General features: G+C 53.3%; 12 protein-coding genes and 2 pseudogenes. 4 read left to right on the top strand and 10 right to left on the bottom strand.

The window, feature by feature from the left end:
* The first annotated feature begins 175 nt into the window (after nucleotides 1–175).
* Nucleotides 176–1,684, top strand: a complete 1,509-nt coding sequence (glpD, locus tag ACQ29O_RS01565; RefSeq protein ID WP_000448179.1) for a glycerol-3-phosphate dehydrogenase — start codon at nucleotides 176–178, stop codon at nucleotides 1,682–1,684.
* Between the two features lie 46 nt (nucleotides 1,685–1,730).
* On the opposite strand, the gene ACQ29O_RS01560 is transcribed toward glpD, so the two are convergent.
* The 3 genes from ACQ29O_RS01560 to ACQ29O_RS01550 form a co-directional block, all read right to left on the bottom strand.
* Nucleotides 1,731–2,276: a hypothetical protein gene (locus tag ACQ29O_RS01560; protein WP_000393233.1), complete on the bottom strand. Its 546-nt coding sequence runs from the start codon at nucleotides 2,274–2,276 to the stop codon at nucleotides 1,731–1,733.
* Nucleotides 2,277–2,285: 9 nt separating this feature from the next.
* Nucleotides 2,286–3,782, bottom strand: a complete 1,497-nt coding sequence (locus tag ACQ29O_RS01555) for a PstS family phosphate ABC transporter substrate-binding protein (protein ID WP_000786190.1) — start codon at nucleotides 3,780–3,782, stop codon at nucleotides 2,286–2,288.
* 157 nt (nucleotides 3,783–3,939) lie between these two features.
* The gene (locus ACQ29O_RS01550; RefSeq protein ID WP_020937272.1) at nucleotides 3,940–5,049 is read right to left on the bottom strand and encodes a glycerol dehydrogenase; all 1,110 of its coding nucleotides are present in this window, start codon (nucleotides 5,047–5,049) and stop codon (nucleotides 3,940–3,942) included.
* A gap of 337 nt (nucleotides 5,050–5,386) precedes the next feature.
* On the opposite strand from ACQ29O_RS01550, the gene ACQ29O_RS01545 reads away from it, so the two are divergent.
* Genes ACQ29O_RS01545 through ACQ29O_RS01535 form a run of 3 tightly spaced genes read left to right on the top strand, consistent with a single transcriptional unit; the run spans nucleotide 5,387 to nucleotide 9,382 of the window.
* Nucleotides 5,387–6,721: an MFS transporter gene (locus ACQ29O_RS01545; RefSeq protein ID WP_001518078.1), complete on the top strand. Its 1,335-nt coding sequence runs from the start codon at nucleotides 5,387–5,389 to the stop codon at nucleotides 6,719–6,721.
* Nucleotides 6,718–8,433: a dihydroxy-acid dehydratase gene (ilvD, locus tag ACQ29O_RS01540; protein ID WP_000078500.1), complete on the top strand. Its 1,716-nt coding sequence runs from the start codon at nucleotides 6,718–6,720 to the stop codon at nucleotides 8,431–8,433. The genes ACQ29O_RS01545 and ilvD overlap by 4 nt, the downstream gene beginning before the upstream one ends.
* 43 nt (nucleotides 8,434–8,476) lie before the next feature.
* On the top strand, nucleotides 8,477–9,382 hold the full coding sequence (locus tag ACQ29O_RS01535; protein ID WP_000192193.1) for a dihydrodipicolinate synthase family protein: 906 nt from the start codon (nucleotides 8,477–8,479) through the stop codon (nucleotides 9,380–9,382).
* Nucleotides 9,383–9,425: 43 nt separating this feature from the next.
* Here the strand turns inward: ACQ29O_RS01535 and ACQ29O_RS01530 are convergent, their stop codons facing one another.
* The 7 genes and pseudogenes from ACQ29O_RS01530 to asd all read right to left on the bottom strand — a co-directional run bounded on the left by ACQ29O_RS01530 (nucleotide 9,426) and on the right by asd (nucleotide 21,174).
* Nucleotides 9,426–10,181, bottom strand: coding sequence for an IclR family transcriptional regulator (locus ACQ29O_RS01530; RefSeq protein WP_000724553.1), 756 nt, complete (start codon nucleotides 10,179–10,181; stop codon nucleotides 9,426–9,428).
* Between the two features lie 177 nt (nucleotides 10,182–10,358).
* A complete protein-coding gene (gene glgP / locus ACQ29O_RS01525; protein WP_000993427.1) occupies nucleotides 10,359–12,806 on the bottom strand; it encodes a glycogen phosphorylase in 2,448 nt (815 codons plus the stop codon).
* A 19-nt stretch (nucleotides 12,807–12,825) separates the two neighbouring features.
* Nucleotides 12,826–14,253, bottom strand: coding sequence for a glycogen synthase GlgA (gene glgA, locus ACQ29O_RS01520; protein WP_253336157.1), 1,428 nt, complete (start codon nucleotides 14,251–14,253; stop codon nucleotides 12,826–12,828).
* Nucleotides 14,253–15,548, bottom strand: a complete 1,296-nt coding sequence (glgC, locus tag ACQ29O_RS01515) for a glucose-1-phosphate adenylyltransferase (RefSeq protein WP_000253995.1) — start codon at nucleotides 15,546–15,548, stop codon at nucleotides 14,253–14,255. The genes glgA and glgC overlap by 1 nt, the downstream gene beginning before the upstream one ends.
* A 14-nt stretch (nucleotides 15,549–15,562) precedes the next feature.
* Nucleotides 15,563–17,539: pseudogene (gene glgX / locus ACQ29O_RS01510) on the bottom strand (glycogen debranching protein GlgX).
* Nucleotides 17,536–19,721: pseudogene (glgB, locus tag ACQ29O_RS01505) on the bottom strand (1,4-alpha-glucan branching enzyme). The pseudogenes glgX and glgB overlap by 4 nt, the downstream one beginning before the upstream one ends.
* A 346-nt stretch (nucleotides 19,722–20,067) precedes the next feature.
* Nucleotides 20,068–21,174, bottom strand: coding sequence for an aspartate-semialdehyde dehydrogenase (gene asd / locus ACQ29O_RS01500; protein WP_000799940.1), 1,107 nt, complete (start codon nucleotides 21,172–21,174; stop codon nucleotides 20,068–20,070).
* Nucleotides 21,175–21,266 lie beyond the last annotated feature (92 nt).

Genomic DNA, 21,266 nt, shown 5'->3' with positions numbered 1-21,266 from the left:
GTGAAGCCAATTAAGGCATTTTATCGCCCAGTGTACGTTGACGGAGTAGCTTAGCGCCATAATGTTATACATATCACTCTAAAATGTTTTTTCGATGTTACCAATAGCGCGTTTCTTTGCTATTATGTTCGATAACGAACATTTTTGAACTTTAACGAAAGTGCAAGAGGGCAGCATGGAAACCAAAGATCTGATCGTGATAGGCGGGGGCATTAACGGTGCAGGCATCGCGGCTGATGCCGCCGGGCGCGGTTTGTCCGTACTCATGCTGGAAGCGCAGGATTTGGCCTGCGCAACCTCTTCCGCCAGTTCGAAACTTATCCACGGCGGCTTACGCTACCTTGAGCACTACGAGTTCCGTCTGGTCAGCGAAGCGCTGGCAGAACGTGAAGTGCTGTTGAAAATGGCGCCGCACATCGCCTTCCCGATGCGTTTTCGTCTGCCGCACCGCCCGCATTTACGTCCGGCCTGGATGATCCGTATCGGTCTGTTTATGTACGATCACCTCGGCAAACGTACCAGTTTACCCGGTTCCACCGGTGTGCGGTTTGGCGCAGATTCGGTGCTCAAACCGGAAATCGTGCGCGGATTCGAATATTCCGACTGCTGGGTAGACGATGCGCGTCTGGTGCTGGCTAACGCACAGATGGTGGTGCGTAAAGGCGGCGAAGTCCTTACCCGTACTCGCGCAACCGCCGCTCGTCGGGAGAATGGCCTGTGGATTGTCGAAGCGGAAGATATCGACACCGGTAAAAAATATGTCTGGCAGGCGCGCGGACTGGTTAACGCCACCGGACCGTGGGTCAAACAGTTCTTCGACGAAGGGATGCACCTGCCGTCACCATATGGCATCCGCCTGATCAAAGGCAGCCATATCGTCGTGCCGCGCGTCCATAATCAGAAGCAGGCGTATATTCTGCAAAACGAAGATAAGCGTATCGTCTTTGTCATTCCGTGGATGGAAGAGTTTTCGATCATTGGCACGACCGATGTCGAATATAAAGGCGATCCGAAAGCGGTAAAAATTGAAGAGAGCGAAATTAATTACCTGTTGAAGGTTTATAACGCGCACTTCCAGAAACAACTGGGGCGCGATGACATCGTCTGGACGTACTCCGGCGTCCGTCCGCTGTGCGATGATGAGTCCGACTCACCGCAGGCGATCACTCGCGATTATACCCTTGATATTCATGATGAAAACGGCAAAGCGCCGCTGCTTTCCGTGTTTGGCGGTAAGCTCACGACCTACCGTAAGCTGGCTGAACACGCGATGGAAAAACTGGCGTCTTATTATCCAGGCATCGGCCCGGCATGGACCAAAACGTGCGTACTGCCCGGCGGCGACATCGACGGCAGCCGCGAAGATTACGCGGCGAAGCTGCGTCGTCGTTATCCGTTCCTGACGGAATCGCTGGCGCGCCACTATTCGCGCACTTACGGCAGCAACACGGAGTGGATTCTCGGCGAAGCCACGTCGCTGCTTGATTTAGGCGAAGATTTCGGTCATGAGTTTTACGAGGCGGAACTCAAGTACCTGGTGGATCACGAATGGGTGCGCCGTACTGAAGACGCTATCTGGCGTCGCACCAAAGAAGGCATGTGGCTGACCGCCGAACAGCAGTCCCGCATCACCCAGTGGCTGGCGGCGTATGTTGAGAAACACCAACTTTCAATGGCGTCGTAATAAAATCCGGGGCGGTTTATACCGCCCTTTTCGCCACATACCGCATTCACTCGCCGGGTTTTGTACAGCCGGGCATATGATTAGTGATACGGTAGCGATCGACACTTATTTGGGTAATAAAGAAGGGTTTTGCCCGCGCTTCGCTATTCCAGAGAGTTTTCCCCGTTTTACACCAGCTTTTATGAGAAAAGTTGGCATAATGAACCACACTCTCCTCCCCCAGCACGCTTTCAAAATGCGCGCGTTTATCACCGTCGGCCACGCTAAAGTCAGCATAAAAAAGATTGCTGTCCAGGTTAAACGTCATCTCTATTTCACTGGCGGACGATGGAAAGAACACAGGCAGCCAGGTCCAGATACCGGATTGCTCGGGTATGGCGGCATAATCAGGAAAATAGCTTACCTGGCGATCATCGCAGGCGGTCAGCACAGCGATGATGATTAATGCTGCACCACACCGGAGGACCTGATTAATCAGCTCAGCAACAATATCTTTATGCCACGAAGTGGATTCACGCCGTGCAATACGAATATCAGCGCCGCTGGCCGGGTCTATGCCAACCCGTTCCACATATAATTTAACCTCTTCCATTTAGTCCCTTTATTTCGCGGCCGGATACAGCGGCACATATCCCACATCCTGCACCAACTGTTGTCCCTGCGGGCTTAGAAACCAGTCCACCAGCTTTTGTGTTTCCGCTGTGGGGTGTTCACGGGTGACCATATAAACATCAACCGTGTACGGGTAACTGCCGTTACGAATATTTTCAACCGTCGGCGCAACATCGTTTATCGCCAGTAATTTAATCTCTTTATTGCTGTGCATCTGCGTAGCGTAATAACGAAAGGTATAGCCAATGGCGTTGTGCGTATTGCGATACTCAGCCACGATATCCACCATATCCCCCATCGCGGTTGCCACTGATGTTGTTTGCGCTGGCATCAGCTTCGTTTCTTTCATTACCTTCGCCAGCATCGCCGTTTGGCTGCCAGAGTTTTCCGGTCGCTGCCAGGGCTTAATGTCGATTGCCTCTCCGCCCACCTCATTCCAGTGGGTGATTCTTCCGCTAAAAATGCCGCGAATTTGTACATCACTCAACGATGACACGGGATTGTTTTGGTTGACGATAAACACAAACGCTTCACGTGCAAAGGGGGTGTAAACCAGTTTTACGCCACTGGCCTCGGCCAATTGCTTTTGAGCAGTGGAAGGCTGGGCGACAAAAATAAGATCGGCATTACCGTTAAGGATATTTTGATAGGCTTCAATGGTTCCCTGGTTTTCAAGGTAGTCTTCAGGGCAGATATCATCCGGAAAGCGCGTAAGCGCATAAAAAGCCGAGGCGTATAACGGCAAGCCAGCCGTTGCGCCATCGAGCCGCGGCCAATTTTGGGTGAGCAAAAGTGTCGGTTCATCGCGCAGCCCGGTTAGCTTGTTGCCCCATGTGTGCGCCTGATAATCGCGGAAATAAAGATATTCACTGCTCTCGGGAGCGGGATACTTCACGGCATAAAGATGTGACTGGTATACGGCACAGCTCCCGAAAAACAGCAGGCAAATCACCAGCAGATTACGACAAGAGTAGCCCGCACCGCCGCGTAGCACTCCCCAACGCGCACCGCCATACCCCAATGCAAAACAGAGCTGCGAGCCAACCGGGATGAGCAACACTGCCCATACCCAGCCGTTGAAAAAGGATATTACGCTGGGTACTAACCAAAGCGTTTGCACCACCTGGGCGATGGGTTTACGCCCTATCGCGCGAATATTAAGATCGGTGAGAAACATCAGGATGACCCACCCCATCAGCACCACCAGAGCGGGCATAAGCAGGCAGCAATCACGCCATTCTGGATTTACCTCTGATGCATTTCCCTTTCCCCATATTCGGCCACAGAGAAAAATTAACCCCGCGCCCAGAAGCGCTACCGGGATAATGGTCGCCTTCTCAATAGATTGCGCGACGGGGATACTATTTTCAAGAACGCTAATGTACGCCCACATTCCCCCCACGATAATCGTAATAATGTTCACCAGCAGCGGCACGCCGATAAACGCCATCATGATTGACAAAAAAAGCCACTTAGCATTTTTCATTTTTCTATCCGCTAATCCCTGCGATAGCGGAAGTATAAACCCGGTAGTCCTGAGCACCCCCCATGCATTTTTCTGAAATAGCGACGTTAAAACATTCACGATAGCGGCAGACAGAAGTTGAAAGTTCCGGCTGCCGTTTTTTATTTACAGGCTCACATTAACCTGCAAGATCGATCTTTTTCCGCGCCTGCCCAACAGCATCGGCGGCCCGCAATGCCGCCTGCACAGCCTCCGGCGTAATGGTAAACGGCTCGTTGTGCATCGTTTCCCCGGTTTGACAAGACGCCCTGGCAACGGCCAGCAGTTCATCATCGCTAACGCCAGCCAGACCAATATCCGCCAGCGTGGTGGGCAAGCCTATATCTTCACAAAATTGATAAACCTCCTCGATAAGCTCAGGCGCTCTATCGGTGAGCATAAGCATTGCCAGCGTGCCAAACGCAACCTTTTCCCCATGCCAGTATTTGTGCGTGGCGGGCAGTACCGTCAGACCGTTATGAATGGCGTGCGCCGCCGCCAGCCCACCGCTTTCAAAACCGAGCCCGGATAATAGCGTATTCGCTTCGATAACATGTTCGAGCGCCGGAGTAACCTGATGTTGTTCACAAGCAAGCTTCGCCAGGCGCCCATAGCGCATTAAGGTGGTGTAGCAAAAGCGCGCCAGCTCAAATGCGGTCATCGGTCCTGGCCTAGTGGTCATATTGCCTGCCCCTTTGATGCGGCAATCTTCCGCTTCAAACCAGGTTGCCAGCGCATCGCCTATCCCGGAAACCAAAAAGCGTACCGGCGCGGCAGCAATAATACTGCTGTCCACCAGCACAAGCGTCGGGTTACGTGGAATCATCAGGTAGCGTTTGAATTTCCCTTCTGGCGTATAGATAACAACCAGTGAACTGCACGGCGCATCCGTTGAGGCCAGAGTAGGAACCACGGCAATAGGCAGCCGCAGGCTGGCGCCGGTTGCTTTTGCCGTATCCAGGGTTTTCCCGCCCCCCATACCAACAATCACATCGGCGCCAATTTCCTGCGCGCGTGCGGAGATGAGAGCAATTTCCTCATCACTGCACTCGCTACTGAACACTTCGATATCAAATTCAATCACCCCGTGCAGTGCTGTTGCAACTGTATCCCGGTAGGTGTTGTGAACAACAGGATCCTGCAAAATCAGCGTCTTATGACCGAGTGCGGCCAATTCCTGCGGGAGATGCGTTGTCAACGCTCCTTTACCCTGAACATATCGTGACGGAAAGATCGCGGTAGTAACCATTGTTTCTCCTTAAAAAGCATTAAAGTTCAATATAAAGAACACAAATTCCACATAAAGAATTTAATGCTGTTTACTCTGAACGCACAATGACCAGGTGAGAGCATAATCTTATCCTGTGAGGCAGCGCACAATTTTGGCTATGTATTAGACCGATGAGCAGTTTCCATTGGGTTATCCGCTCTTTCTCACCTTATCTCCGTTCATTTTTGAAGCAAATCACAAAATATAACCTTCCTTAGAGTATGGAATTGACGCTGTATGAATACGTCGGCATAGTGTCAATATACAGAACAGTAGTTCCATATACAGAACACATTTTTGATACTAAAGGGATGCAATGATGAGCATTGAAATAGAGAAACCGACCACACGAGGGCGCTGGCTGCATATTATTCCAGCCACGATCCTCGTTTATATCGTGGCCTATATGGACAGGACCAATATCGCCATTGGGATCGCAGGCGGCATGGATGAAGATTTAGGCATGACGGCTTCTTTTGCCGGTCTGGTCGCCGGGATCTTCTTTATTGGTTATATCTTCCTGCAAATTCCCGGCGGTCAGATAGCCGAGCGGCTAAGCGCCAAAAAGTTAATTGCCTGGACAATCGTCGCCTGGGGGGGCTTTGCCCTGCTGACCGGTTTTGTTCAGACACCGACGCAGTTGTTGATTATCCGCTTTGTGCTCGGCGTGGCGGAAGGTGCTGTGTATCCCGCCATTCTGGCGCTGATTGGCCACTGGTTCCCAAATGAGGAGCGCGCTAGGGCTATCGCCTATTTCCAGATGAACCTGGCCGTCGCTTCTATTATTACCGGGCCGCTTTCCGGCTGGCTTATTGAAACCTACGGCTGGCGGGAGATGTTTATCATCGAAGGCTTGCTCTCTCTGGGACTGCTCTTTGTCTGGCTACCTTTGGTTTCCGATCACCCGCATCAGGCAAAGTGGCTGGATCCGAAAGAGCGCGCCTGGATCGAACAAAAATTGCTGGCCGATCGCGCGTTGAGTATTGGCGGAGAGCAAAGCAGCATTCGCGGCGTATTAAAAAGCATCAACCTGTGGAAGCTTGTCGGTATCTATTTCTTCGTACAGGTCGGCTTCTATGGCTTCGCGCTATGGATGCCAAATCTGATTAAACACCTGACCGGCAGCGGCATGACCATCGTTGGGGTACTCACTGCGGCGCCTTACGTTCTGTGCATTATCGGTCAGTATTACATCGCCAAATGGTGTGATAAGACGATGAATCGCCGCCTTTACACGGCTATTCCTCTGCTGGGTTTCGCGGTCTGCCTCGCCCTCTCCTTATTACTGAAAGATAACGTCTGGCTCGCCTACGGCATGATGGTTATTTGCGGGTTCTTCCTGCAAGCCTATGCCGGTCCATTCTGGACGCTGCCGCCATTACTCTTCGCCCCCAACGTTCTGGGCGGCGTGCGCGGCACGATCAACGCCCTGGGCAACATTGGCGGCTTTATCGGTCCGTACCTCGTCGGGCTGTTAACGGTGACGTTCTCGCAAACAGCAGGAATGACCGTACTGGTTGCCGCCCTGCTTATCGCCGTTGGACTGCTTTTCAGCTTACCTTCTGTTACCGCTCGTCCTGCAGGTAGCAGTAACACACCTAACACCTCGACGCCGGGTGCGTCACTTAAACAGGAAGGAATCGCCAAATGAGCCAAAAATGTCAACATGCTCGCGACCTGTGGTCGCAGCTCGACGCCCTGCGTCTTGGAATGAATTACAGCAAAGAAGATGTCAATAAACTGCAGGTCCTGGTGGATGATTGCTATGGCGAAAGTCATCCGGGCAGTTTCCATCTTAACCAACTGGGCGATGAAGCCGTGCTGGGTGTTCATGAAAGCGGCGGGCGCGCGGTCCGTCACCATGTGACGGATATCTGCGACGGCTGGGGTCAGGGCCACGATGGGATGAACTACATCCTGGCATCTCGCGAAGCCATTGCCAACATGGTCGAAATTCATGCCTCAGTGGTGCCTTATGATGCCGGTATTCTGATCTCAAGCTGCGATAAATCTATCCCGGCGCATCTGATTGCCGCCGCACGCCTGAACCTGCCGCTGCTGCATATTCCCGGCGGTTCTATGCGTCCGGCACCGAATATGAGTACTTCTGACCTCGGCGGGATCACTGCTAAGTTGAAGAAAGGCGAAATCGGCATTCAGCAAGTAGAAGCCATGCAGCAATGCGGTTGCCCCACCGCCGGAGCCTGCCAGTTTATGGGAACGGCCAGTACCATGCAGTGCATGTCAGAGGCCTTGGGGCTGACCCTGCCAGGCAGCGCTTTGCTGCCATCGACCCTGGCGGAAATTCGCCGCGTTGCCAGAACCGCAGGCCACCAGGCGCTGTATCTGGCGGAGAAAAATATCACCACCCATAAGATCCTGACTCCTGCGGCGTTTGAAAATGCTATCAAAGTCCATGCTGCTATTGGTGGCAGCACCAATGCGATGATCCACCTTCCGGCCATCGCTCATGAACTTGGATGGGAGCTGAAGCCCGAACTGTTTGATCGGATCAATAACGAAATCCCTTATCTGACCAATATTCAGCCCAGCGGTGAATACGTTACCGAAATGATGTGGTTCGCTGGCGGCGTGCCAATGGTGCAATGGTATCTGCGCGATTATCTGGATCTTGATGTTCTTACCGTGACTGGCCGTACGCTCGGCGACAACCTGGAAATGCTCCATCAATCTGGCTTCTTTACCCGTAACCACGGTTACCTCAACAATTACAAAGTCAGTCCGGAGGAGGTGATCCGTAAACCAGAAAATGCCACCAAAAAAGGGTCGATTGCGGTACTGAAAGGCAACATCGCGCCTGAAGGAGCGGTCATTAAATACGCGGCCTGTGCGCCGGATATGCACCACCATACCGGTCCTGCTCGGGTCTTTAACTCCGAAGAAGACGCTCAGCAGGCCATCATCCATAACCATATCGAACCCGGCGACGTCATTTTCATTCGCTACGAAGGCGCAAAAGGCTCTGGCGCACCGGAAATGCTGATGACCACCGATGCCATCGTGTATGACAAACGCCTCGACGGAAAAGTCGCATTGATTACCGACGGTCGTTTCTCTGGAGCGACCAGCGGGCCATGTGTCGGACACGTCTCGCCAGAAGCCGCTGATGGCGGGCCGATTGCCCTGGTGGAAGATGGTGATTTAATCGAAATGGATGTGAAAGGCCGCAAGCTCAATATTGTAGGGATCGACGGGGTGTTTAAAACAGAAGAGGAAATACGCCGCTGCCTTGAAGAGCGTCGAGCAAGCTGGAAGAAACCTGATTATTCAAACCGTCACGGCGTCTCTAAACAGTTCACCGCTAATGCAACATCATTAATGGCCGGAGCCTGGCTTAAATAATATCCCTGGCGGGCTACGGCTCGCCTGTTTTAAGGATCAATACATGACTCAGATTACGAAATTTCACGGCGTATTTCCGCCAGTTCCGACCATTGTTAATGCGCAGGGAGAGTTAGATAAAGTCGGCATGGCAACCTTGCTGGATCATCTTATTGCAAGCAAGGTCAATGGCGTATTACTGCTGGGCAGCGGGGGGGAATTTTGCCATATGACCAATGCGCTGCGTCTGGAAACCGCAGAGTTTTGCGTCCGTCATATTAACCGCCGTATTCCAGTACTATTAGGTATTAGCAGCACCAGCACGCAGGAAGTGATTGAGTATGGTCAGCATGCCGACCGACTCGAAGTCGATGCCGTGCTGGTACTCAATCCCTACTATGCCAGATTGACCGATGAGTATATTTATCATCATTTCAAAACCGTGGCTAATAACATAAAAAGCCCGGTCATTCTCTACAACTTTCCAGCATTGACGGGACAGGACCTTAGCGTTGATTTAATTACCCGGCTGGCGCAGGATCACCCCAATATTATCGGCATTAAGGATACCGTTGATAATATCAGCCATATTCGTGAAATCATCAATAATGTCAGGCCAGTGCGTCCGGACTTCGTTATTTTCTCCGGCTATGATGAATATATGATGGATACACTTATCTTAGGCGGCAACGGCGGGATCCCAGCGACAGCGAACTTTGCGCCGCAGCTAACCTGCGGGATCTACCGCGCGTGGTGTGAAAAAGAGTATGAGACAATGTTCGGATTACAGCGCCGGCTGTCCGCGCTTTCCACTATTTACAGCCTGGATTCACCTTTCTTCGGGATAATCAAAAAGGCAATTCAGCTTAGCGGAGTCGATATTTCAACTCATGTAATGCCCCCCGTTTTGCCGGCAAATGAAGAACATATTTCGAATTTGAAGCAGATCTTACAGCGTGCGGGACTTTAAGCTATGACGAAAGCGGGCTTCTTGCCCGCTGTGTCTTTTTATTTCAGCACATCAGACGCGTCAGGCTACGGCTGGCATCCATCATCAGCGTAGCAAGCGACTCGCGTTTATCATCGGGGATCTGGAACGTAACGCCGGATACGCTCAGGGCGGCGATCACTTTCCCCTGCGTATTGAATACCGGCACCGCAATGCAGCGCACGCCAAGGGAGTCTTCTTCGTTATCATAACCCCAGCCGCGACGGCGAATTCCTGCTAACTCCTGCTTAAGGATATTCACATCTGTGATCGTCGTATCCGTAAAACGCGTTAATATCTGATCTGGAGGCAGCAACTCCTCCAGCTCTTCCCCGCTAAGCCATGCAATCAGCACCTTCCCCAGCCCTGAGCTATGTAATGAGAGGCGCTTGCCCTCCCAGCTTCGAATCACAATAGCCTGTGGGCTTTCGACTTTCAGAAGATAAATGGGGGCATCGCCCTCCAGAACGCCAAGATGGCAGGTCAGGCCGGTGTTATCGCGAATCTCTTCAAGAATCGGTAACGCGATTTTTTTAATGTCATACTGTTCCGCCGCTTTATTACCTAATTCATACAGGCGTAGCCCCAGATAATACTTGTCTTTTTCCTGGCGTAATAACCCATGCTCCACCATGCCGTTGAGCAAAGATGAGGTACTGCTTTTCGCAATCCCTGAATTTTGATGGATCTGGGTAAACGTTGCGCCATCGCACTCCAGAAGGTAAGCAAATACGCGCATAATTTTATCGAGAGCCGGAATAGATGTCGTAATCTTTTTCATATTATTATCAATTAATTATGGATTTTTCTGCTAATACTATACACCAGTACTCAACCCTTTTTCCATGACAGAGACCAAGTGCCGCTAACAGATTCAGCAGACGAATATCGGCATACCCCCCGAATATACCACGATAAAAAACGGGGCCGTTTGGCCCCGTTCTCAAGCGTTAAACCGCTACAACCGCACCGGATCAATATGCCAGATATTTTCGGCATACTCTTTGATGGTTCTGTCCGATGAGAAGTAGCCCATATTGGCAATGTTGAGCATCGCTTTCGTCGTCCATTCTTCCGGGCGACGATACAACTCATCCACCTTATCCTGGCAGTCCACGTAGCTGCGGTAGTCCGCCAGCACCTGATAGTGATCGCCAAAGTTAATCAGCGAATCTACCAGATCGCGGTAACGGCCTGGCTCTTCCGGATTAAAGACGCCGCTACCAATCTGCGTCAGTACCTGATGTAGCTCTTCATCTTTTTCATAATAGTCGCGAGGCTTATAACCCTGCCTGCGCAACGCTTCCACCTCTTCTGCAGTATTACCGAAGATAAAGATATTCTCCTCGCCGACATGCTCCTGCATCTCTACGTTCGCGCCATCCAGCGTGCCAATGGTGAGCGCGCCGTTCAGGGCAAATTTCATATTACTGGTGCCGGAAGCTTCTGTCCCTGCCAGCGAAATCTGCTCAGACAGGTCGGCAGCGGGAATGATCACCTGCGCCAGGCTGACGCTGTAGTTCGGGATAAACACTACTTTCAGCTTGTCGCCAATCTGCGGATCGTTGTTAATCACTTTCGCCACGTCGTTGATCAGATGAATAATGTGTTTTGCCATGTAATAGGCGGAAGCCGCCTTACCGGCAAAAATATTCACCCGCGGCACCCAGTCGGCCTCCGGATTTTCTTTAATGCGGTTATAGCGGGTAATGACATGCAGTACGTTCATCAACTGCCGCTTGTATTCGTGAATACGCTTAATCTGCACGTCGAATAACGCTTTAGGGTTCACCACCACATTCAGTTGTTGCGCTATCACTACCGCCAGCCGTTTTTTATTTTCCAGCTTCGCCTGACGCACCGCATGATTGACCAGCGGATAATCACAATGCTGCTTCAGCTCGCTGAGCTGACTAAGATCGGTACGCCAGGTACGACCAATATTCTCATCCAGCACGTCAGAAAGCGACGGGTTTGCCAGCGCCAGCCAGCGGCGCGGCGTAACGCCGTTAGTGACGTTACAAAAACGGGTCGGAAAAATCTTCGCAAAATCCGCGAACAGCGACTGCACCATCAGGTTGGAATGGAGTTCAGAAACGCCGTTGACTTTATGGCTGACCACCACCGCCAGCCAGGCCATCCGTACCCGGCGGCCGTTCGACTCATCAATAATCGACGCGCGTCCAAGCAGGCTGGTATCGTTGGGATATTGCTCCTGCAACGTTTTAAGGAAATAGTCGTTAATCTCGAAGATAATCTGCAGGTGACGGGGCAGAATTTTCCCCAGCATATCGACGGGCCAGGTTTCCAGCGCCTCGCTCATCAACGTATGGTTGGTGTAAGAGAAGACCTGACAGCACACCTCAAACGCGTCGTCCCAGCTAAATTTATGTTCATCAATCAGCAGGCGCATCAGCTCAGGAATTGACAGCACCGGATGCGTATCATTGAGGTGAATGGCGATTTTATCCGCCAGATTCTCATAGGTTTTATGCAGTTGATAATGACGGTGCAGGATATCCTGCACCGTCGCCGAGACCAGAAAATACTCCTGGCGCAGGCGTAGCTCTCGTCCGGAATAGGTGGAATCGTCCGGGTAGAGCACCCGTGAAACGTTCTCAGAGTGGTTTTTATCTTCCACCGCCGCAAAGTAGTCGCCCTGGTTGAATTTACCGAGGTTGATTTCACTACTGGCCTGCGCATTCCACAGCCGCAGTGTGTTAGTGGCGTCGGTGTCGTAACCGGGGATGATCTGATCATACGCGACGGCCAGAATCTCTTCCGTCTCAATCCAGCGCGCTTTTTTACCTTCCTGCTGAATGCGCCCGCCAAAAAGCACCTTATAGCGTGTATTGTGGCGCTTGAACTCCCACGGGTTGCCATATTCCAGCCAGTAATCCGGAGACTCTTTTTGCCGCCCGTCGACAATATTCTGCTTAAACATGCCGTAATCGTAGCGAATGCCGTACCCGCGGCCCGGTAATCCTAGCGTCGCCAGCGAGTCCAGGAAGCAAGCCGCCAGCCGTCCTAAGCCGCCGTTGCCAAGCCCTGGGTCATTCTCTTCATCGATCAGCTCTTCGAGATCTAAGCCCATGGCCTCCAGCGCGCCTTTAACGTCGTCATAAATGCCCAACGAGAGCAGCGCGTTAGAGAGAGTACGACCAATCAAAAACTCCATCGACAGGTAATAAACCTGCCGGGTTTCCTGCGATAATTGGGCTCGATTAGAACGCAGCCAGCGCTCCACCAGACGATCGCGCACCGCGAACAACGTGGCGTTCAGCCATTCGTGTTTATTGGCAATGACCGGGTCTTTACCAATCGTAAACATCAGCTTATAGGCAATAGAATGCTTAAGCGCCTCAACGCTGAGTGTGGGCGATGCATAAGTAAACGGAGCATTCATATAAATGATTCCTGGATGACTATTTCAAGCGATAGTACAGCTCGCGGTATGATTTCGCGGCAACTTGCCAGCTAAAATCCATCGCCTGCCGTTGTACAAACCGCCAAAGCGAAGGCCGTGACCACAACACAAAAGCACGCCGAATCGCGCGTAGCAACGACCAGGCATTACTGTCTTCGAAGACAAAACCGCTGGCGATACCGTCCGCCAGATTTTCCAACGAACTGTCGGAGACCGTATCGGCCAACCCCCCGGTACGCCGCACCAGAGGCAGCGTGCCATACTTTAAGCCATATAACTGCGTTAAGCCGCACGGTTCGAAACGACTGGGCACCAGAATAACGTCCGCGCCGCCCATAATGCGATGCGAGAAAGCTTCGTGATAGCCGATCTGTACGCCAACCTGCCCTGGGTGTTCCGCCGCCGCCGCGAGGAACCCTTCCTGAAGCACCGGATCGCCCGCGCCGAGTAGCGCCAACTGCCCGCCCTGCTCCAGCAGCCCCGGTAACGCCTCCAGCACCAGATCCAGACCTTTCTGGTTGGTCAGACGGCTTACCACGGCGAACAGCGGCACTTTGTCGTTAACCTTCAACCCCATCGCAATTTGTAGCTGACGTTTGTTTTCCGCCTTCTCTTCCAGGGTATCGCGCGTGTAGCGCGACGCCAGCAGCAGATCGGATTCCGGGTTCCAGATCTTCTCATCCACGCCGTTCAGTATGCCGGACAAGCGCCCTTCCAGATGACGCTGACGCAGCAGGCCTTCCATACCATAAGCAAACTGCGGTTCGGTAATTTCACGCGCATAGGTCGGGCTCACCGCCGTAATATGGTCGGCATAGTACAAACCGGCCTTCAAAAAGGAGAGTTGTCCGTTGAACTCCAGCCCATGCATATTAAAGAATGACCACGGCAGTTCGATGTCATCCATATGCTTTGCATAAAACATGCCTTGATAGGCCAGGTTGTGTACGGTAAAGACCGATTTCGCCGGCCGCCCGCGCGCCGCCAGATAGGCGGGCGCCAGCCCGGCGTGCCAGTCATGGGCGTGCACCACGTCGGGGCGCCAGAATGGATCAAGTCCGCAGGCCATTTCACAGCCGACCCACCCTAACAGGGCAAAGCGCAGCACGTTATCGGTATAGGCATATAAATTCGTATCGTGATAGGGACTGCCTAGACGCTCGTACAGATGCGGCGCGTCGATCAGATAAATGCCCACGCCGTTATAATGCCCGAACAGCAGCGATATCTTACCTGCGAAAGTATCGCGGCGGCTCACCACATGCGCGTCGGGTATCCCCCGACGGATATCGGGAAACCCTGGAAGCAGAACGCGAACATCAACACCATCCGCAATTTGTGCCGCAGGCAACGCGCCTATCACATCCGCCAGCCCCCCAGTCTTCAGCAGGGGGAACATCTCTGAACATACATGTAAAACCTGCATTATCGCTCCTGTTTGACCTGCAGTTTGCGCAGCATTTCACGCGTGACCAGTACAATACCTTCTTCTGAACGGTAGAAACGACGAGCGTCCTCTTCCGCATTTTCACCAATCACCATGCCTTCCGGGATAATACAGGCACGGTCAATAACACAGCGACGTAAACGGCAGGAGCGCCCTACCCAAACCTCAGGTAACAACACTGCCGAATCAATATTACAAAAAGAATTTATTCTCACCCGTGGGAAGAGCACAGATTGCACCACCACCGAACCGGAGATAATGCAGCCGCCGGAGACCAGCGAGTTCAGCGTCATACCGTGGCTACCGGAGCGGTCCTGCACGAATTTCGCAGGCGGTAGCGATTCCATATGCGTACGGATAGGCCAGTTCTGGTCATACATATCCAGCTCCGGCGTCACCGAGGCTAAATCCAGGTTCGCCTTCCAGTAAGCTTCCAGCGTACCTACATCGCGCCAGTACGGTTCGGCTTGCGGATCGGACTGCACGCAGGAGAGCGGGAAAGGATGCGCGTAAGCCATACCTTCGCGGGTGATTTTGGGGATAATGTCTTTACCGAAATCGTGGCTGGAAGCGTCATCTTTATCGTCTGCCGCCAGCAATTCATACAGGTAATCGGCGTCAAAAACGTAAATGCCCATACTGGCCAGCGATTTGCTGGCGTCACCAGGCATTGCGGGGGGATTCGCCGGTTTTTCGACAAAATCAATAATCTTGTCGCTTTCATCGACCGCCATCACGCCGAACGCCGTCGCCTCTTTGATCGGCACCGGCATACAGGCCACCGTGCAACGCGCGCCCTTTTCAACGTGATCGATCAACATACGCGAGTAGTCCTGCTTGTAGATATGATCGCCTGCCAGGATGACGACATATTCCGCTTTATAGCGACGAATAATATCCAGGTTCTGGGTCACCGCGTCTGCCGTGCCGCGATACCAGTTTTCGCCCTTCATACGCTGTTGAGCTGGCAGCAGATCGACAAATTCGTTCATCTCTTCGCTAAACAGTGACCAGCCGCGCTGAATATGCTGCACCAGCGTATGGGACTGATACTGAGTGATCACGCCGATACGGCGAATCCCGGAGTTCAGACAATTAGATAAGGCGAAATCGATGATGCGGAACTTCCCACCAAAGTGGACGGCTGGTTTGGCGCGTTTGTTCGTTAAATCTTTTAGACGCGTGCCACGGCCGCCGGCCAGGATTAGGGCAACAGATTTCAATGGCAGCTGGCGCGCCAACATTACACGATCGTTCTTCTCTAAACTCACCATGATTAACTCCTTTTTTATCCTCTCTGGAACACACACAGTCCATGCGCAGGTCCCTGCCAGACCGCCGTTATCACCGGATTATCCTCTCCAGCGAATGGGGGAACGGCGCGCCATTCCCCTTCGGGTAAAACTATATCTGTCACCTCAAGCGTGGCATTTATCGCAATCAGAAAACGGTCCGACAACAGAATTTGCATCAGCTTAGGCCCGTTTTGCCACTCATCCGCACTCAAGGGTTACGCGTTTTTATTCAGCCAACGCACGTTGCCATCGCCCTCTTCCCACCAGCTATTGCCGGTTAAAGCCGGTATCTGCTGACGCAAACGAATCAGCGCGGCGGTAAACGTGGTTAACCCACGATTTGCCTGCTGCCAGTCCAGCCAGGTTAAGGCATTATCCTGACAGTAGGCGTTATTGTTGCCGTGCTGGCTATGGCCGTGTTCATCGCCTGCCAGCAGCATCGGCGTTCCCTGAGAGAGCAGTAGCGTCGCCAGCAGGGCATGAATGCTGTCGCGCCGCCGCTCCATTAAATCAAGCGGACCGCCTAATCCTTCTTTACCATGATTGTCGCTGTAATTGCTGTTGGTGCCGTCGCGATTTTCCTCACCGTTCGCCTCATTGTGTTTCTGATTGAAACAGACGCAGTCCCGGAGCGTAAAACCGTCATGCGCCGTGAGCAGATTGACAGAGGCGCCGGGCGCGCGGCCATTGCGTTTAAACACATCGCTGGAAGCGGCGAAACGACAGGCAAACTCCCCGGTCGTCAGGTTACGCGGCAACCAGAATCGGCGGGCCGCATCGCGAAAATGATCGTTCCACTCGGCAAACGGTGGCGGAAAATTCCCGACCTGATAGCCGCCCTCGCCAATATCCCACGGTTCAGCAATCAGCTTGACCGTTGATAACACAGGACACGCTTTAATCGCGGCAAACAGCGGCGCATCCTGGCGAAACGTCGGCGTGCGCCCCATGACGGACGCCAAATCAAAACGAAAACCATCGACATGACAGGTTTCCACCCAATAGCGCAAACACTCGCACGCGTATTCCACCACGCCGGGATGGCTTAAATTGAGCGTGTTGCCGCACCCCGTCCAGTTGTGATAATCGCCATCGTCCCTTATCCAATAATAGCTACGGTTATCAATTCCGCGCAGGGAGAAGGTTGGACCGTCCAGATCCAGCTCGGCGCTATGGTTTAATACGATGTCCAGAATGACCTCAATCCCCGCGCGATGCAGCGCTTTCACCGCATCGCGAAACTCGTCCAGCGCCATCTCGGGCGAACTGGCCCAGGCGGGATGCAGCGCGAACATCGCCATCGGGTTATAACCCCAATAATTGGTCAGCCCCATACGTTGCAGGCGCGGCTCGCTGGCAAACTGCGCCACCGGCAACAGTTCCAGCGCCGTAATGCCAAGCTGTTTGAAGTACGCCACTATGACCGGATGACCGAGCGCTTTATAGGTGCCGCGTATCTCCTGGGGGAGTTCCGGATGCAGATAGGTAAGCCCTTTGACATGCGCTTCATAGATGACCGTTTTTCCCCACGGCGTGCGCGGCGCGGCGTCATCTTCCCAGTCATAATGGTCGCTGATTACCACACTTTTCGGCGCCACCGCCGCGTTATCGCGGTAGTCCGGTTCATCGTGTCCGCCGTGCAACAGCGGATGATCTTTTAGTTCGCCCTCGACCCGGCGCGCATAAGGATCAAGCAGTAACTTCGCCGGATTAAACCGATGCCCCTGCGCTGGCTGCCACGGGCCATGTACGCGATAGCCATAGCGCAAACCTGGCCTGGCGCCGGCCAGATAACCATGCCAGACATCGCCGCGACGTCCTGGCAGGTCATAGCGACGCTCATTCCCTCGGGAATCAAAAACGCACAGCTCTACGCGCTCCGCATGGGCGGAAAAGAGCGTGAAATTCACGCCATGACCGTCATACGTTGCGCCATGCGGCGTTGCTTCGCCGATCGCAAGCTGCGTCATTCCCCCTCCCGCATCAGCCAGATCGTCGCCAACGGCGGTAACGTCAGGTTAAGAGAGTGCTGACGGCCATGGCTTTCGATCTCATCGCTGTGCACCACGCCGCCATTGCCGGTGTTGCTACCGTGATAATGCATCGAATCAGTATTGAGAATTTCACGCCAGCGTCCCGGCTGGTTGATGCCAAAGCGGTAGTCGTGGCGAGGAACGGGCGTAAAGTTGCTGGCGACGATGATCTCGTTACCGGCTTTATCACGGCGTACAAAAATCAGTACCGAGCGTTCATTGTCATCGACCACCAGCCACTCAAAGCCGTAAGCATCAAAATCCAGCTCATGCAACGCTTTATGGTGGCGATAGGTGTGGTTGAGATCGCGCACCAGACGCTGAACCCCGTGGTGCCAGTTATCGCCCCCTCCAGCAGGTGCCAGTCGAGGCTGGCGTCATGGTTCCACTCGCGTCCCTGGGCAAACTCATTCCCCATAAACAGCAGTTTCTTGCCGGGGAAGGCCCACATCCAGCCATAATAGGCGCGCAGGTTGGCGAATTTTTGCCACGCATCGCCCGGCATACGATCGAGAATGGATTTCTTGCCGTGAACCACCTCATCGTGCGACAGCGGCAGAACAAAGTTTTCGGTATGGTTGTACAACATACCAAAGGTCAGCTTGTCGTGATGATACTGGCGGTACACCGGGTCCAGCTTCATGTAGTCCAGCGTGTCGTGCATCCAGCCCAGGTTCCACTTGTACCAGAACCCCAGGCCGCCCGTTTCCGGTGGACGCGTCACGCCAGAGAAGTCTGTCGACTCTTCCGCCATGCTGACCGCGCCGGGCACCTGCTCGCCAATAATGCGGTTGGTATTGCGCAGAAACTCAATGGCTTCCAGGTTTTCACGACCGCCGAACTCGTTCGGTATCCACTCGCCCTCTTTGCGGCTGTAGTCGCGGTAGATCATAGAGGCCACCGCATCGACACGCAGCGCATCAATCCCAAAACGCTCCATCCAGTACAGGGCGTTACCCACCAGATAATTACTGACTTCACGACGACCATAGTTGTAGATCAGCGTATTCCAGTCCTGGTGATAGCCCTCGCGCGGGTCGCTGTGCTCATAGAGGTGGGTGCCGTCAAACTCCGCGAGGCTAAATTCATCGGACGGGAAATGGCCCGGCACCCAGTCGAGAATGACGTTAAGGCCCGCCGCATGGGCCGCATTGATGAAATAGCGGAAGTCGTCCCGCGTACCAAAGCGGCGGGTCGGCGCGTAGAGGCCGGTCGGCTGGTAGCCCCAACTGCCGTCAAACGGATGTTCGTTGACCGGCAAGAGTTCAAGGTGCGTAAAGCCCATCCATTTGGCGTAAGGCACAAGCTGATCCGCCAGCTCACGATAGCTCAGCCAGAAATTGTTATCCGTATGGCGGCGCCATGAACCTAAATGCACCTCATAAATCGAGATCGGCGCATCAAACTGATTGGCTTTTTGTCGTTCTTCGCTTGGCGTCACTTTCTCCGGCAGTCCGCAAATCATCGACGCCGTTTCCGGACGCATCTGCGCCTCAAAAGCATAGGGATCGGCTTTAATGCGCAGATTACCGTTCGCATCAAGCAGCTCGAATTTATACAGTTGTCCATTATGCGCGCCGGGGATAAACAGCTCCCAAATACCGCTCTCTTTGCGCAGACGCATCGGGTGGCGACGCCCATCCCAATAGTTGAATTGCCCGACAACCGAAACGCGACGAGCATTAGGCGCCCAAACGGAGAAACGGGTGCCGGTGACGCCATCCATCGTATCGGCGTGCGCGCCCAGCGTTTCATAAGGACGCAGGTGGGTGCCTTCCGACAATAGCCAGGCATCCATTTCCTGTATTAATGGACCAAAACGGTAAGGATCGTCGATGAGGTTCTGCTGTCCGTGCCAGGTCACGGCGAGCTGATAGCGAAAGAAATTTTTACGTCGGGGTAAAACGCCGCAGAAAAAACCGCGAGCGTCGAGACATTCCAGTTTGCCGACTTTACGTCCGGTTTTGGGTTCAATCACCCATACGTCGGTGGCGTCAGGTAATAGGGCGCGGACTTCTAGTCCGGCTTGGGTCTGGTGCATTCCGAGTACGGAGAAAGGGTCCGCAAAATGTCCTGCAATTAGCGCATTAATCACGTCTCTATCGATACGACTGGACATGGTTTGTCATCCTGTTTTGTGGCGTCACTCCATCTCACTGAATTCAACATCAGGTAGTGACACTTCTTTGACCTGAACGGCGCAGCACACTGTGCATCCTATCTGCGTCGTCCTACCTTCAGGTTAGGCTTAATACCCGTGGGATTAAGCTACCCTTAAAGAATAGCCAATGCTCTGCTTAACTCCTGATAAAAATGAAACATCTGCGTTTACTCCTGTATTACGCAAAAAAAGGGTGACGATGCACCCCTGGTTTAACACAAATTTCCCCGCCGGATGGCGGCGCTGACGCGCCTTATCCGGCCTACAGAACCACACGCAGGCCCGATAAGCGCTGCAATAGCTACTACGCCAACTGGCGCAGCATTCGACGCAGCGGCTCGGCGGCGCCCCATAACAACTGGTCGCCTACGGTAAACGCCGACAAGAACTCTGGCCCCATGTTCAGCTTACGCAGACGACCAACCGGCGTAGTCAACGTGCCGGTCACCGCCGCCGGGGTTAATTCGCGCATAGTGATATCACGATCGTTCGGCACCACTTTCGCCCACGGATTATGTGCCGCCAGCAGTTCTTCCACCGTCGGAATGGATACCTCTTTTTTCAGCTTGATGGTGAACGCCTGGCTGTGACAGCGCAGCGCGCCGACGCGCACGCACAAACCATCAACCGGAATCACAGAGGCAGTATTGAGAATCTTGTTGGTTTCCGCCTGGCCTTTCCACTCTTCGCGGCTCTGGCCGTTATCGAGCTGTTTGTCGATCCAGGGGATCAGGCTTCCCGCCAGCGGTACGCCAAAGTTATCAACCGGCAGCTCGCCGCTGCGGGTCAATGCCGTAACTTTGCGTTCAATATCAAGAATTGCGGAAGACGGCGTCGCCAGTTCATCGGCGACATGGCCATACAACTGACCCATCTGGGTTAACAGCTCGCGCATATGGCGCGCGCCGCCGCCGGAGGCGGCCTGATAGGTCGCGACGGATACCCAGTCAACGAGATTATGGGCAAAGAGACCGCCCAGCGACATCAACATCAGGCTAACGGTACAGTTACCGCCCACAAAGGTCTTCACGCCATTGTTCAGGCCGTCGGTAATCACGTCCTGGTTAACCGGGTCGAGAATAATAATGGCATCATCTTTCATGCGCAGCGTAGAAGCCGCGTCAATCCAGTAACCCTGCCATCCGCTTTCGCGCAGCTTTGGATAAATTTCGTTGGTATAATCGCCGCCCTGGCAGGTCACGATGATATCGAGCGCTTTTAGCGCATCCAGATCAAAAGCGTCCTGTAGCGTGCCGGTGGAGGTGTCGCCGAAGGTGGGCGCCGCCTGTCCAAACTGGGAGGTAGAAAAGAAAACAGGGCGAATAGCGTCGAAATCGCGCTCCTCTACCATGCGTTGCATGAGAACAGAGCCGACCATTCCGCGCCAGCCGATAAAACCAACATTTTTCATAGCGTTTTTTTCCTGCAAAGAGATGTGCTGTGTATGCGCGCCAGTATCCTGTGGCGCATCCTTCACCATACAAAAAGCAGCCAAAGTCGCAA

It is taken from the genome of Salmonella sp. GDC200615 (genome assembly GCF_050574145.1).
GTDB classification, from domain to species: domain Bacteria; phylum Pseudomonadota; class Gammaproteobacteria; order Enterobacterales; family Enterobacteriaceae; genus Salmonella; species Salmonella enterica.
Note: the sequence above shows the minus strand (reverse complement) of the source record. Positions and strands in the feature narration are given on the sequence as shown.

Excerpts from the sequence above, each read along its gene's own strand:
- glgA (WP_253336157.1), bottom strand. The coding sequence starts at position 14,253 with ATGCAGGTTTTACATGTATGTTCAGAGATGTTCCCCCTGCTGAAGACT.
- ACQ29O_RS01535 (WP_000192193.1), top strand. The coding sequence starts at position 8,477 with ATGACTCAGATTACGAAATTTCACGGCGTATTTCCGCCAGTTCCGACC.
- ACQ29O_RS01545 (WP_001518078.1), top strand. The coding sequence starts at position 5,387 with ATGATGAGCATTGAAATAGAGAAACCGACCACACGAGGGCGCTGGCTG.
- ACQ29O_RS01555 (WP_000786190.1), bottom strand. The coding sequence starts at position 3,782 with ATGAAAAATGCTAAGTGGCTTTTTTTGTCAATCATGATGGCGTTTATC.
- ACQ29O_RS01530 (WP_000724553.1), bottom strand. The coding sequence starts at position 10,181 with ATGAAAAAGATTACGACATCTATTCCGGCTCTCGATAAAATTATGCGC.
- glgP (WP_000993427.1), bottom strand. The coding sequence starts at position 12,806 with ATGAATGCTCCGTTTACTTATGCATCGCCCACACTCAGCGTTGAGGCG.
- glgC (WP_000253995.1), bottom strand. The coding sequence starts at position 15,548 with ATGGTGAGTTTAGAGAAGAACGATCGTGTAATGTTGGCGCGCCAGCTG.
- ACQ29O_RS01550 (WP_020937272.1), bottom strand. The coding sequence starts at position 5,049 with ATGGTTACTACCGCGATCTTTCCGTCACGATATGTTCAGGGTAAAGGA.
- ilvD (WP_000078500.1), top strand. The coding sequence starts at position 6,718 with ATGAGCCAAAAATGTCAACATGCTCGCGACCTGTGGTCGCAGCTCGAC.
- asd (WP_000799940.1), bottom strand. The coding sequence starts at position 21,174 with ATGAAAAATGTTGGTTTTATCGGCTGGCGCGGAATGGTCGGCTCTGTT.
- glpD (WP_000448179.1), top strand. The coding sequence starts at position 176 with ATGGAAACCAAAGATCTGATCGTGATAGGCGGGGGCATTAACGGTGCA.
- ACQ29O_RS01560 (WP_000393233.1), bottom strand. The coding sequence starts at position 2,276 with ATGGAAGAGGTTAAATTATATGTGGAACGGGTTGGCATAGACCCGGCC.